The sequence below is a fragment of the Bacillus sp. PK6-16 genome (assembly GCF_056530295.1).
The window spans coordinates 5,098,321-5,112,614 of sequence record NZ_CP096511.1; the positions used below are offsets into that span (position 1 = coordinate 5,098,321).

The following is a 14,294-nucleotide window of genomic DNA, read 5'->3' on the forward strand; positions in this document are numbered from 1 at the left end:
AATTTTCTTGTAAGCTAATTCGATAGTTACTTCTCACTATATTTCATACAATTAAGTCAGAAATAGGGCAACAACTATTCGAAAAGGAGTCGATTGATATGATGAACAATATGAAAATGAACAATTTCTTACATACAATGGGCATGATATTATCAGCTCTTTTCGACGCAAAATCTGTTGCTTCTACATTAAACAAGTAAGGAGAACTCATTATGAATAACATCACTTTTAACAAATTAGACTTTTTAGGATTAGCTAGCGGCTCTCTTCTTCTTACTGCTTTTATTTACGCTGCTACGCTTGTATAACCTTGTGTCCCCTTTCCCCTTTATATAGAAAAAGACGACCGTCTATGCCCGGTCGTCTTTTTAATTTTTTCTTTCTTTCAATTCTTTTAAAAGCTGTATCAGCTCAGCTTGTTGTTTTATCTTTTTACGACCATTTCGATTAATTGCTGCAAGCTCACAGGCAACTCCGACGGCGAAGAAAAACAATAAACTTTCTAACATGTGAAATCCTCCATTTGCCTATTAAACAGCTTGACGTAATTGTTCTTCTTGTAAAACTCTCTTATTTATATTTTCTTCTTTTCTCTGACAAACGTTATTGCGAATAAGCGCTACAATAACAAGTACAGTCCCTATAATATCAAACATTGTGATTTGATACCCTTGCATCATCATAATAGCTAAAGTCGTAATTGGTACAAAATTAATAAATAAAATCCCATTAATGGATGATAAAATTTTTACACCATAGTTCCAAGCAAGTAGCGCTACAATACCTGGCAATGTCATCATAAATAACAAATCATATTTCACAATAGAAATCGTTCCCATACTCGGAACTGAAATATATCCAAGCGACGTAATAATTACCGTTATAATCGCTGTAACAGTCGTACCGAATACACACGTCAACGTAGAATAACGTAATGTTGACCAATCACTACAAGTTTGACCACCCATCGTATAAATAACCCAGCCTACAACACCAATAAATATAAATGCTAATGGGAACATATTATCTTTCAATGTTACAAAGAAACTCATGTCACCTTTTGTAATAACAAATACAGCTCCTACAAAAGCTATAACCATACTCGTTATCATATACTTCTTCGGTTTTATATGCTTATATCCCCATAAAATACAAATAGAAATCATCGGCATAAGTGCTTCCATAATGGAAGCTACCATTACACCCGACTTACCCATTAACATTTGCCCTAAAAATATGAGGACATTATATACTGTAAATGCCATCGTTCCAAAAAAGACGAGTAACTTTCCTCTTCCCTCTAAACGAAATGCCTGTTTTCCTTCTTTCATTAACAACAATACAATCAGCATTATCGCCACTGCTCCATAGCGAATAAGCGAAAAATAAAATGGATCTATGTATTCTAGCGCATGATCAGCAACTGGAAACATCGCTCCCCATGACATACTCGCAATTAAACACGCTAAAGCCCCTATTATCATTTGACCTCTTCTCACCACAATCCCCCGTTTTTTTCTATTTGCACAAAGAGAATTGTAAAAGAAAAAATATATCACGTAAAATGATTCAAAATGATGTTAACTATCATTTATAATGATAGTTAACATCAAGGGGGATTACAAAATGGAATTACGAGACTTACAAATCTTTAAAAGCGTTGCCGACCAAGGTAGTGTAAGTAGCGCAGCAAAGGAATTAAATTATGTACAATCAAATGTAACTGCACGTATTAAACAACTAGAAAACGAATTAAAAACCCCACTCTTTTACCGCCATAAACGAGGAATGACTTTAACAGCTGAAGGAAGAAAAATGCTCGTTTATGTTAGTAAAATTTTGCAAGATGTCGACGAACTAAAACAAGTATTTTTAGATAGCGAAACACCTTCTGGTATATTAAAAATCGGTACAGTCGAAACAGTAAGTACACTGCCTACCATTTTATCTTCTTACTATAAAAGCTATCCGAATGTCGATTTATCATTACAAGCGGGTCTAACAGAAGAATTAATTAGAGAAGTACTTGATCATCAATTAGATGGCGCCTTTATATCAGGTCCTATTAAACATCCACTAATCGAACAATACGATGTTAGTACAGAGAAATTAATGCTTATAACACAAAATAAAGCCTTTCATATAGAAGAATTTACAACAACGCCTCTACTCGTTTTTAACCAAGGATGTGGATACCGCTCCAAACTAGAACGTTGGCTTAAAGATGAAGGTTTGCTACCAAAAAGAATTATGGAATTCAATATATTAGAGACAATATTAAACAGTGTTGCACTCGGTCTCGGAATTACACTCGTACCACAGTCTGCTGTCCATCATCTTTCTAAAGCAGGTAAGGTACATTGTCATGCAATCCCTGAAAAATACGGCAGTATTTCAACGGTTTTCATACGCCGTAAAGATAGCTATATGACGAATTCAATGCGTAGTTTTTTAAAAACAATTGAAGACCATCATCATATCAATATGCTGTGAAAGACATTCTTACATGAATGTCTTTTTTTCTTACAAAAGTGTAAGTCTTTCGTAAGCTAATTCGATAGTTGCAAGTATCCATATTCCCTATAATTAAGACATAAGCAGGGCAACAACAATTCGAAAAGGAGCGGATACGCATGATGAACAATATGAAATCAAATAAATTTTTAAATACAATGGGCATGGTGCTATCCGCACTTGTCGATGCAAAAGCTGTTGCAACTACATTAAACAAATAAGGAGAGATTATAATGAACAACATTACTTTCAACAAATCAGACTTTATCGGACTTGCAAGTGGAGCTACTCTTCTTACGGCTTTCATTTATACACTTGCTCAAGGTCTTATTTAACACTTTGTTTCCCCAAACCCCTTTATATATAGAAAAAGCTGCTCGTCTTATAGACAAGCAGCTTTTTAGTTTGTCCCGCTTTAATGGGCAGTAAGACCCCCACCTCAAAATTCAGCGAAAGCAAAGAAGTTAGGTGGGGGTCGGGCTGCCCATTAAAGTCCGATTGGTGAAGGCTAATAATCAGTGGGGGATGAAGAACCCCCCACCGATTAAAGTTTCACTTTATTTCATATACAATTTGACCTGTTTTCGTAATATCATATCCGCCAATCGCATTTAATTCATTATGAAATTCTTCCGATTGCAGAATGTCTTTCACAACTTCAATCAGCTCTTCATTTTCTTTATTCTTCAAAATTACTAAATCATACTGTTCTTTCATGATTGGAATAAAGTCCACATTTACAATTTGCGAAAACTTTTCTGAACCTACCCCTACATCAGCTTTTCCATTTGCAACTTGCGTGGCAACACCAAGATGATTCGATTCTTCCCATTCATATCCACTAATATCAGCTTTATTTAATTTTTGGATTCGTAATTGTTCATCCACTAACACTCTAATACCAGAACCCTTTTCTCGATTCACAAACTTTATAGTGGACCCGGATATGTCAGCCCATGTCTTTATTTTCTTCGGATTTCCTTTTTGAACATAAAACCCTACATTTCTGGACAATAAATTAATCATAAGACATGGCTGTCCTACTAAAATACGTTTTACGTAAGGAATATTATATGTACCCGTTTCACCATCAAACAAATGCAAACTAGCGATACTTCCTTCTCCTTGATACATTTTCACTAAACTCGTTAAGCTACCTTGATACGCTCTTAAAACATTAGAACTTGGCAAACGATTTTCTATACGTTTAGCTAACATATCTAACGTTAGTTCTTGACCACTAATAATACACGTGTTCAAGATACTACTACCATCGTTTTTTACAGGATTAACTTGTACTTTCCCTGTTTTCATTTGCTTTATATATTGATCTAAATCTGCTGCATCAATGCGCATCTGTCTACCAACTCTATAAGAAGGAAGTTCTCCTTTTTTAATTAAGTCGTATACAGTTAATTTTGATACTTTTAATCGCTTTGCTACTTCTTCCGTTGTGTAGGAATGATGATCCATAGACGATTCCTCACTTTCTCCTTTCATTGTAACAAAGAAAAGAATATTTCTCCTATTTTTTAAAAATAGACATATGTTCAAATTATATTCAATTATAACTAGTTATATTTAGTTATATTTAGTTATAATTAGATGTGTCAAAATGAAAGGGGATTTTTTTATGAATAAATTTATATTACGTTCCATCGGGGCACTTATACTTTCTTTCCTTCTTATATTTAGCGCTGCTTGTACAAGTGGGGAAAAGCATACAAAGTCAGCTGCTAAAGAGGATAAAACAGTTGAACTGACTATCTCAGCTGCTGCAAGCTTACAAGATGCATTAAAAGAAATCGAAAAACAATATAAAGAAAAAGAGCCAAATATCAAACTTTCTTTTAACTTCGGTGCTTCTGGAGCACTTCAACAACAAATTGAACAAGGTGCACCTGCTGATTTATTCTTCTCAGCAGCAGAAGATAAATTCCAAACCCTTGTAAAAAAAGGATTCATTAATGAAAAAGAAGGGAAAAATCTTCTTGGAAATGAACTAGTTCTAGTCATCCCTAAAGATAGTTCTCTTACAAAATTTCAAGATTTAAAAAATGAGAAAATCAAAAAAATTGCACTTGGTACACCTGAATCTGTACCTGCTGGCAAATATGCAAAGGCTTCTCTAACACACGAAAACCTTTGGAATGATGTTCAAAATAAAGTCGTATTTACAAAAGATGTTCGCCAAGTGTTAACATATGTAGAAACAGGGAATGTCGATGCTGGTATCGTATACAAAACAGATGCTCTCATTTCGGATAAAGTAAAGATTGGTGAGACAGCAGCAGCTACTTCTCATGAGCCAATCCACTATCCTTTAGGTGTTATAAAGGAATCTAAACATAAGAAAGAGGCGACTTCATTTTATGAGTATTTGCAGTCAAAAGATGCACAATCTATCTTTAAGAAATATGGATTTACAGTCCTGTCGTAATTACTATGAGCATTGATGCTATTTTATCGCCTGTCTTTCTATCTTTAAGAGTAGCTGCATGCGCCACTATTCTCGTTACAATTTTAGGGACAATTGTCGGGCGAGCACTAGCTCGCTCCTCATGGCGATATAAAGTACTATTAGAAACCATGTTTTTATTACCAATGGTACTTCCACCAACTGTTATCGGCTTCTTTCTCATTATCATCTTTGGAAACAACAGCCCGATCGGAAAGTGGGTTGAATCATTATTTCAGCAGTCTATTATGTTCACATCTACTGCTGCGATCATTGCTTCTACAGTTGTTGCATTTCCGCTTATGTACCAATCAGCGAAAACGGGATTTTCTATCGCAAATGTACAAATTGAAGAAAGTGCTCGTGACCTTGGCGCAAGTGAATATCAAGTTTTTCTGCACGTTACACTTCCGCTCGCATTTCCTGCCTTACTAAGTGGGATGATTTTGAGCTTTGTCCGCGCGCTCGGTGAGTTTGGTGCTACACTTATGTTTGCCGGGAACATTCCTGGTAAAACACAGACAATCCCAACTGCAATTTACATGGCTATTGATGCAAGTAATATGCAACTCGCATGGACACTTGTAGTTATTACTATCGGTATGTCACTCGTATTTCTACTATGTATTCAACTTATTAATAAAAGAATTACTAACCCTTAAAGCAGCTTTTTTCGAAGCTGCTTCTTTATTTCTTAGGAAATAAAATATACCACCGGGAAATAACTGAATTTTACCTTTTATTAAAATATACATTTTATTTGAATTCACTTTCTAAAATAGGCAATTTCCTGTTATTATATGGAGGTGTTTCAAAAAATGAAGAAATGAAAACGCATTTATATCGTGAATTCTTCATCCTGTTTTAGCAATCGGTAATCTTCTACTCTATTAGTGGGGCATTACCGATCGTTAGAACGATATGTAACTATATTGGTATAGCAAACCGAAGGGAGTCTTGTAATGGACATTTTATTAGCGCTTCTTCCTGCAATTGCATGGGGAAACATCTTATTAGTAAGCGTAAAAATGGGCGGTGGTGCATATAGCCAAACGGTAGGTATGACAATCGGTGCTCTATTCTTCGCAACAATTATGTATGTATTTACTCAACCAGCTTTAACAATGACAATCTTAATTGTTGGTTTTATTTCAGGTTTATTCTGGGCTTTAGGACAAGTAAACCAATTAAAAACAGTTGAAAAACTAGGTGTTTCAACTACTGTAACGATTTCTACTGGTATGCAACTTGTTGCAACTTCTATCTTTGGGGTTATCGCTTTCCGTGAGTGGACTACTACTACAACGATCATTCTGGGAACGATTGCAATCCTATTAATCGTAGTTGGTGTTGTATTCACATCATTAGATGATAAAGAAAATGCTCAGCCACCTGGACAATTGAAAAAAGGACTTCTTACTTTAATTGTTTCTACTTTCGGCTATCTTGTATATGTAATTATTATTCGTTGGTATAATATCGATGGTTGGTCTGCTATTTTACCACAAGCAGTTGGTATGTTTGTTGGTGCGGTTGTACTGACGTCTAAACATAAACCATTTAACAAATATGCAATCCGTAATGCTTTGTCTGGTTTACTATGGGGAACTGGAAACTTATTCTTACTTCTTTCATTACCACGTGTTGGAGTAGCAACAAGCTTCCCATTATCTCAAACTGGAATCGTTATCTCAACATTCGGTGCGATTGTATTCTTAGGTGAAAAGAAAACAAAACGTCAATTGATCTTTATTGCACTCGGTAGTGTTTTAATTATTGGCGGCGCTGTATTACTTGGTATGACAAAAGCATAATCTTATATTCTATTAGTAAACCCCTGAAGCATATGTACTTCAGGGGTTTTTTAATTCTAATTATTTTCTAGATATAATTATTTGTATGTTCTTTCCCCTTATAATTGCTCTTCCACTCTAGCAAACCAGCTACACATATAAAGAGATTAATAATAGCTAATATTAGCATGAATTTCCTCCTTCTCATTATCCATTCCATCTACGGTAAGTCTTTTCTTTTTACAAAATTCTCTTAAAGATGATATCGTTTTTATAACATATCTCTACTAGAAAGGAATAAAGGATATGCTAACTAAACATCGAATTTTATTTATTGGTGCCGGTCGTATGGCAGAAGCTATATTTTCCGGATTACTTAAAACAAGCAAAGAGTACATCGAAGAAATTATCGTCTCTAACCGAAGCAACATAGAAAAGCTAAAACAGTTACAACGTCGATATAATGTGTCTACTACAACAGATTGGAAACAGCATGTTACATCTGTTGATACGGTTGTTTTAGCAATGCCACCTTCTGCTCATGAAGAGTTATTAGCTGAGCTATCTCCGTTAATATCAAATCAACTAGTCGTAACGGTAGCAGCTGGCATTGGACCATCTTATTTAGAAGCTAGACTCCCAAAAGGCACGCCTGTTGCTTGGATTATGCCTAATACAGCTGCTGAAATTGGCAAGTCTATCTCCTTATATACAATGGGACAATCAGTAAACGAGATACATCAAGAAACCCTGCAACTACTTTTAAAAGGTATTGGTACTTCGCAACTTTGTACTGAGGAAGAAGTTCATCAGCTTACTGCAGTTACTGGAAGTGCACCAGCCTTCCTTTATTACTTTGCTGAAAGCTTAATTGAAGCAACAAAAAGTTATGGAGTTGATGAAGAAACCGCAAAACATCTTGTCATTCAAATGATTTCTGGCTCTGCTTCTATGCTTGAACAAACGCAAAATCCAGCTAACCTTCGCGAACAAGTAACAACGCCAGGTGGTTCCACAGCTGAGGGTCTCAAAACTTTATACGAATATAATTTTTCAGAGGCAATTCAAAAAGCAGTAGAAGCAACAAACAAAAAAGCTAGGGGGAAATAATATGATTTTAACAAGTTTAAAAGACTATACAACATTACATAACGGTGTAAAAATGCCTTGGTTTGGTTTAGGTGTTTTTAAAGTAGAAGATGGTTCAGAAGTAATTGATTCTGTAAAAGCAGCAATTAAAAATGGCTACCGCAGCATCGATACTGCAGCAATCTATCAAAATGAAGAAGGCGTTGGGCAAGCGATTCGTGAATCCGGTGTTTCACGTGAAGAATTATTTATTACCTCAAAAGTATGGAATAGCGATCAAGGATATGAAACAACACTTCAAGCATTTGAAACTACATTAGAGAAATTAGGTCTAGAATATTTAGATTTATATTTAGTACATTGGCCTGTAAAAGGGAAATATACTGAATCATGGAAAGCATTAGAAACACTTTATAAAGATGGCCGTGTTCGCGCTATCGGTGTGAGTAATTTCCACATTCACCACTTACAAGACGTATTTGAAATTGCTGAAATTAAGCCAATGGTCAACCAAGTGGAATATCACCCACGTTTAGCACAAGAAGAGTTACATGCATTCTGTAAAGAACATAATATCCAGCTTGAAGCTTGGTCACCATTAATGCAAGGACAACTACTAGATAATCCAACGTTACAAGAAATTGCGACAAAATATAATAAATCAACTGCGCAAATTATTTTACGTTGGGATTTACAAAACGAAGTTGTAACAATTCCCAAATCAATTAAAGAACATCGCATTATTGAAAATGCAAACATCTTCGACTTTGAATTAAGTGCTGATGATATGAAAGCAATTCAAGCTTTAAATGAAGATCGTCGCGTTGGTCCAGATCCAGATAACTTTAACTTCTAGTAGAAAACTGAAAATTTAAACTATATTTCATTTAGTTGACACTTCATTATTCAAGGTGTAAGATTTTGAATTATCAAAGAAACACAAAAATTAATAAAATTTATTCGTTTACTCATTGTATCAAGAGAGGTGGAGGGACTGGCCCTTTGAAACCTCGGCAACAGGTTCATTTTGAATACTGTGCCACTTCCTGCAAGCTTTATGCTTGAAAGATAGAATGAGGGACTTCGTTTATATACGGGTGCATAACTTGTACGTAAAAATCCCTCTTTCTCAATATGAAAAGAGGGATTTTTTATTTTTCATTTCCCTCATCATCATCCAAACTTAATTATTTAGGAGGAAAATCAAATGAAAAAGAAGTTTGTACCCGGTATTGCATCAGTTGTAGGAGTAAGTATTTTATTAACTGGTTGCGGTAGTTATAAAAACGAAGCAAGCGGAGCAAATGCAAAAGACGAGGCACCTAGTAAACAGGTTTTAAACTTATCTTCACCTACTGAAATACGAACAATGGATACGGCTCGTGCTACAGATACTGATTCTGGTCAAGTAATGAGAAACGTATTTGAAGGTTTGTATAATCTTGGTGAAGGTAACAAACCTGTTCCTGGTGTTGCAAAATCTCATGAAGTAAGTGGCGATAAAACGAAATACACATTCCATTTGCGAGATTCAAAATGGTCAAACGGCACTCCTGTTACAGCTAAAGATTTTGTGTTCGCTTGGCAACGTGCCGTAGATCCAGCAACAGCCTCTGAATATGCATTTTTATTCTTTGATATTAAAAACGCAACAAAAATTAACAACAAAGAACTTCCAGCCGACCAACTTGGTGTAAAAGCAGTTGATGACCATACGTTTGAGGTAGAATTAGAGCGTCCTGTTCCTTATTTTATTAGCTTAACAGCGTTCCCAACATTTCTACCAATTAATGAGGAATTCTTTAAAGTACAAGGTGATAAGTACGCTTTAGAAGATAATACAATCTTGTACAATGGAGCTTTTACACTAAGCGATTGGAAGCACGAACAAAGCTTTAAATTTAAGAAGAACCCTACCTATTGGGATAAAGATACTGTCAAACTAGAAGAAATCAATTTTAATGTCGTAAAAGAAAAATCAACAGAAGTAAATTTATTCGAGTCAAAACAATTAGATCGTATAAAACTAACATCTGACTTCGTCGATAAATATAAAAAGGATGCTAACTTTAAAGAACGTCCAAACGTAGGCGTACAATTTTTACGTATGAATCAACAAAACAAAGTACTTCAAAACGTTTCTGCACGCCAAGCAATTGATCAAACAATTGATAGAAAATCCTTTGTAAATACGTTATTAAATGATGGCTCTACACCAACATTTGGTCTCGTTCCAAAAAACTTTGCAAAAGGACCTGAAGGAAAAGACTTCCGTACTGCAAACGGCGATTTAACAAAAGTTGATACAAAATCTGCACAAGAGTTATGGAAAAAAGCTAAACAAGAGCTTGGTTCTGAAAAGATAACATTAGAATTATTAACGAGTGATGCTGACCTTGATAAGAAAACTGGTGAATTCTTAAAAGGACAACTAGAAAAGAATCTAGATGGATTAACAGTAAATATAAAACCTCAGCCGCGTAAGCAACAAGTTTCGCTTTTATTAAAAGGTGACTACGAAATCGGAATTGATGGCTGGAGCCCTGACTTTGCGGATCCAATTACATTCCTTGAGCTATTTACAACGAATAACCCTTATAACTTAGATCATTACTCTAATAAGGAATTCGATGAAACAATAGCAAAAGTGAAAACAACTTTAGCTGGTGATGAAAAAGCTCGCTGGGAAGCATTACTAGCATCCGAGAAAATATTATTTAAAGACTCTGTTATCGCTCCTCTTTACCAAAAAGGCGAATCTTATTTAGAACGTTCTTATGTGAAAGGAATTGTGCAAGTAGACTTTGCAGGTCAATTAAACTTCAAGTGGGCAAAAATTGAAAAATAAAGTGAAACTTTAATAAGTGGGGGGGTTCTTCATCCCCACTTATTATTAGCCCACACCAATTGTTTTTTTAGCAAAATATATTAAAAATAGGTTCTCTCACACATGAGAATCTGCTTTTTTAATATATTATTCTAAGAAATTAACAATCTATTTTTATTATTGACATATAGTTCTTTTCAGTGTTAATATTCTAAATAATCAAAGAAACAAAATATTTAACCATCAAAATATAATGTCTACTACGTTGAAACATATAACGATAGATTATAGTTCAACATGTATATACATATAGAACACCTGATTACCTATAAACAAATATTTATAATAGGTTTTATCTCCTTCTATAGCTACTTCAAGACACGGACATTATGACGTTACGAACAACACATTTAGGGAGGAACGAACAATGAAGAAAAAAGTTGTACCTGTTGTTGCATCTGTTTTAGGGGCAAGTCTATTACTAACTGCTTGCGGGGGAAATAAAGATAATGCAAGCGGAGCGAAAGCAAACGATAAAGCACCTGATAAACAGGCAATTAACTTATCATTCGCTTCAGAAATTCCAACAATGGATGTTGCAAAAGCAACGGATGGGGAATCCATGAACGTAATGCGTAATGTTTTTGAAGGGCTATATGCAATGGGAGAAGATAATAAACCGGTTCCTGGTGTCGCTGAGTCGGTTGACATTAGTCCCGATAAAACAAAATATACATTCCATCTCCGTGATTCAAAATGGTCAAACGGTACTCCTGTTACAGCAAAGGACTTTGCCTTCGCTTGGCAACGTGCCGTAAATCCTGATACAGCAGCTGAATACGCATTCTTATTCTTCGATATAAAGAATGCGAAACAAATAAACCAAAAACAATTGCCAATTGATCAACTAGGGGTCAAAGCTGTTGATGATAAAACGTTAGAAGTACAACTAGACCGTCCTGTTCCCTACTTCTTAAGCTTAACTACATTCTCAACATTCTTACCAATTAATGAAGAGTACTTAAAGTCTCAAGGCGATAAATATGGTTTAGAAACAAATCATTTAATTTATAACGGTGCTTTCACATTAGATAACTGGAAACATGAACAAAGCTTCCAATTGAAGAAAAATCCTAACTATTGGGATGCTAAAACTGTAAAATTAGAAGAAATCAACTTCAATGTCGTTAAAGATAAGTCTACAGAAGTGAACTTATATGATTCAGGACAAATTGATCGTGTTGCTTTAACTGCAGAGTTTGTTGATAAATATAAGAGCGATCCAAACTTCAAAGAACGCGCTGAAGTCGGCATTCAATTCTTACGATTAAATCAGAAAAATGAAACATTAAAAAATCAACATGCACGCCTTGCTATTAACGGCGCAATGAATAAAAAAGCTTACGTAGAAACAATCTTAAATAACGGCGCTGTTCCAGCTGAAGGAATGGTTCCTGCGAAATTTGCAAAGAGTCCAGAAGGCAATGACTTCCGTAAAGAAAATGGAAATCTAGTCAAGGATGATGTGAAAACAGCGAAAGAAAACTGGAAAAAAGCAAAACAAGAACTTGGTACTGACAAAGTAACAATCGAACTATTAACAAGTGACAATGCTTTAGCTAAAAAGACTGGAGAATATTTAAAAGGTGAATTAGAAAAGAACCTAGATGGATTAACAGTGAATTTAAAACCACAACCACGTAAACAACAGCTAAAACTACTATTAAGTGGTGACTATGAAATTGGTATTGACGGCTGGGGCCCTGACTTCGCTGATCCAATTACATTCTTAGATTTATTTACAACAGATAGTGCTTATAACTTCGATAAATACTCTAACAAAGAGTACGATGAGCTAATTCATAAAGTGAAAACTGATTTAGCTGGCGATGAAAAAGCACGCTTTGAAGCAATGAAGCAAGCTGAAAAAATTCTATTACAAGACGGCGCTGTCGCTCCTTTATACCAACAAGGCCGTTCTTACTTACAACGCTCTTTCATTAAAGGACTTGTAACAACTGACTTCGGTGGTGAGTTTAACTACAAGTGGACAGAAGTTACAAAATAATAAGTGCTAATAAAAAGGTATCCCACCGAGGATACCTTTTTATTTTATATTTCTTTAACTACAGAGCTTCTTCTTCCCTTTACCATTCCTTTTATAGCTAAAGTCATCACTGCTACTGATTGTGTAACCAATACAATAACTAATAATGAAATAATATTTCTCTCTAAACTAACTCCTCCAAATATTATTGTATAATAGCCATTCGCTGCATATGTTGCAGGAAATAATTCACTGATTGTTTGATATGTTTTAGAAAGCATTTCATGTGGCACAGTTACAACCATTTGTGTTAATGAAAGAAAGGCGAAAAAGACTATTGTCAATAATCCTCTTTTCCTTCTTTTTGCATTGAACCAAAACTCATCATAAATATAAACACAAACATCAAATATGTTCTCCACGTCAAAGAAGGTATATGCCCTGACCAAAGATAGCTAACTAAATAATTAATTCCCATAATACAAGACGATATTACTAAACTAATACTTATTAGTTTTACATATTTGAGCATATCTTTTCTCCTTGTTTTTTATTTTTCTACTTCTTCAAATTGCAGATTCACCGGCTCTTCTAAAAGTGTTTCATAAAAGTTCTCTGCCAAATCTGTTGAAGGAATTTTTTCATCTACTTCATCAAATCGAATACTATCTAGCCACACACAACCTTCTCCTGATAATAAAACACCAAATGCAATACCAAGTGCTTCTTCTTTTATATCTAATACAACCGAGTACGATTGCCAGTTATTCGTATTTTTAATGGGGCGATTTTGCATATTATCCATAGCGAGCGGTTCTGTATCTTTTCCATCTACTCGCATCCACAATCCTGCCCAATCTCTTACATTTTCACTCTTAACAAATGCTGTAAAACGTAATCTCTTCCCTACATATTTATCCGCTCTGAACATTTGCATTAATGTTGAAAATCCTCCGTGCGTAACATTCTCTTTTGCTTTTATGTATGCAGATACTTTTCCTTGATGGACAACTTCATAATCTAAACCCATCTCATATTCAGCAGGATGACTCCCACTTAAGATCCATCCTTTCGGTATACCTTTTTGCATTGAAACACCCTCTCTTTCTATATAAAATGACTGAAAGTACTTTCGATATTTCTTTGGTGGCAATTGAAACATTCTTTTAAAAGCTCTCGTAAATGCCTCTTGTGAGGAAAAACCGTATTGCAGTGCAATATCAATAACAGCTTTCTCCGTTGACACTAAAACTTGCGCAGCATGAGTTAACCTTCTCTTTCGAATATAATCCGTTACACTCATCCCAACATATCTTTGAAAGATGCGATGAAAATGGTACATCGATACTGCACTGTGAGATGCCACTCTTTCTGTTGTAAGCTCCTCATGTAAGTGATTCTCTATATATTCAATTGATTTTTTTATTATCTCTTTATATTCTTCATGCATTTTAGCCCCTCCCTCACAATTTCAATTTACCATATACATACAAATCGTTTTTGATTTAAATTGCGGATTAGCCCTCGTGACTGCAGGATAATAATTTATTTTCAACACATACATAA

At 35.0% G+C, this 14,294-nt stretch carries 16 protein-coding genes and 1 riboswitch; of the genes, 10 read left to right on the plus strand and 6 right to left on the minus strand.

Going from position 1 to position 14,294, the window contains the following annotated elements:
- Positions 1-212 precede the first annotated feature (212 nt).
- Positions 213-308, plus strand: coding sequence for a DUF3948 family protein (locus M1D66_RS26120; RefSeq protein ID WP_001060007.1), 96 nt, complete (start codon positions 213-215; stop codon positions 306-308).
- A 60-nt stretch (positions 309-368) separates the two neighbouring features.
- Here M1D66_RS26120 and M1D66_RS26125 read toward each other — a convergent pair whose 3' ends face one another.
- Positions 369-509, minus strand: coding sequence for a YrzO family protein (locus tag M1D66_RS26125; RefSeq protein ID WP_000894065.1), 141 nt, complete (start codon positions 507-509; stop codon positions 369-371).
- A gap of 21 nt (positions 510-530) precedes the next feature.
- Complete coding sequence (locus M1D66_RS26130) at positions 531-1,499, minus strand: DMT family transporter (protein WP_041183966.1); 969 nt, start codon at positions 1,497-1,499, stop codon at positions 531-533.
- A 127-nt stretch (positions 1,500-1,626) separates the two neighbouring features.
- Between M1D66_RS26130 and M1D66_RS26135 the strand changes: the two genes are divergently transcribed.
- Together M1D66_RS26135 and M1D66_RS26140 are read left to right on the plus strand one after the other, a co-directional pair.
- Positions 1,627-2,493: a LysR family transcriptional regulator gene (locus M1D66_RS26135; protein WP_000423031.1), complete on the plus strand. Its 867-nt coding sequence runs from the start codon at positions 1,627-1,629 to the stop codon at positions 2,491-2,493.
- Between the two features lie 254 nt (positions 2,494-2,747).
- Entirely contained in the window at positions 2,748-2,849 is a 102-nt protein-coding gene (locus M1D66_RS26140) for a DUF3948 family protein (protein WP_001060017.1), read from the plus strand.
- 217 nt (positions 2,850-3,066) lie between these two features.
- Here M1D66_RS26140 and M1D66_RS26145 read toward each other — a convergent pair whose 3' ends face one another.
- On the minus strand, positions 3,067-3,987 hold the full coding sequence (locus M1D66_RS26145) for a substrate-binding domain-containing protein (RefSeq protein ID WP_012593135.1): 921 nt from the start codon (positions 3,985-3,987) through the stop codon (positions 3,067-3,069).
- A 160-nt stretch (positions 3,988-4,147) separates the two neighbouring features.
- On the opposite strand from M1D66_RS26145, the gene modA reads away from it, so the two are divergent.
- The 7 genes from modA (at position 4,148) to M1D66_RS26180 (ending at position 12,749) form a co-directional block, all read left to right on the plus strand.
- A complete protein-coding gene (modA, locus tag M1D66_RS26150) occupies positions 4,148-4,954 on the plus strand; it encodes a molybdate ABC transporter substrate-binding protein (RefSeq protein WP_001031840.1) in 807 nt (268 codons plus the stop codon).
- A gap of 5 nt (positions 4,955-4,959) precedes the next feature.
- Positions 4,960-5,634 carry a molybdate ABC transporter permease subunit gene (gene modB, locus M1D66_RS26155; RefSeq protein WP_144597366.1) on the plus strand — a complete coding sequence of 225 codons (675 nt, stop codon included), beginning with the start codon at positions 4,960-4,962 and terminating at the stop codon, positions 5,632-5,634.
- A 300-nt stretch (positions 5,635-5,934) separates the two neighbouring features.
- On the plus strand, positions 5,935-6,786 hold the full coding sequence (locus tag M1D66_RS26160; RefSeq protein WP_000353544.1) for a GRP family sugar transporter: 852 nt from the start codon (positions 5,935-5,937) through the stop codon (positions 6,784-6,786).
- Positions 6,787-7,071: 285 nt separating this feature from the next.
- Entirely contained in the window at positions 7,072-7,875 is an 804-nt protein-coding gene (gene proC, locus M1D66_RS26165) for a pyrroline-5-carboxylate reductase (RefSeq protein ID WP_000956254.1), read from the plus strand.
- A gap of 1 nt (position 7,876) precedes the next feature.
- A complete protein-coding gene (locus M1D66_RS26170) occupies positions 7,877-8,710 on the plus strand; it encodes an aldo/keto reductase (RefSeq protein ID WP_000604203.1) in 834 nt (277 codons plus the stop codon).
- Between the two features lie 114 nt (positions 8,711-8,824).
- Positions 8,825-8,929: riboswitch (SAM riboswitch) on the plus strand.
- Positions 8,930-9,061: 132 nt separating this feature from the next.
- On the plus strand, positions 9,062-10,702 hold the full coding sequence (locus tag M1D66_RS26175; protein WP_000726482.1) for a peptide ABC transporter substrate-binding protein: 1,641 nt from the start codon (positions 9,062-9,064) through the stop codon (positions 10,700-10,702).
- A 406-nt stretch (positions 10,703-11,108) separates the two neighbouring features.
- Positions 11,109-12,749, plus strand: coding sequence for a peptide ABC transporter substrate-binding protein (locus tag M1D66_RS26180; RefSeq protein WP_000731086.1), 1,641 nt, complete (start codon positions 11,109-11,111; stop codon positions 12,747-12,749).
- A 44-nt stretch (positions 12,750-12,793) separates the two neighbouring features.
- Here the strand turns inward: M1D66_RS26180 and M1D66_RS26185 are convergent, their stop codons facing one another.
- From M1D66_RS26185 to M1D66_RS26195, 3 genes are read right to left on the minus strand one after another with little or no spacing between them, the layout of a single operon-like run.
- The gene (locus M1D66_RS26185; RefSeq protein ID WP_242554906.1) at positions 12,794-13,072 is read right to left on the minus strand and encodes a hypothetical protein; all 279 of its coding nucleotides are present in this window, start codon (positions 13,070-13,072) and stop codon (positions 12,794-12,796) included.
- Entirely contained in the window at positions 13,069-13,260 is a 192-nt protein-coding gene (locus M1D66_RS26190; RefSeq protein WP_000922547.1) for a hypothetical protein, read from the minus strand. The genes M1D66_RS26185 and M1D66_RS26190 overlap by 4 nt, the downstream gene beginning before the upstream one ends.
- Before the next feature lie 18 nt (positions 13,261-13,278).
- Positions 13,279-14,178, minus strand: coding sequence for a helix-turn-helix transcriptional regulator (locus M1D66_RS26195; RefSeq protein ID WP_000544199.1), 900 nt, complete (start codon positions 14,176-14,178; stop codon positions 13,279-13,281).
- Positions 14,179-14,294 lie beyond the last annotated feature (116 nt).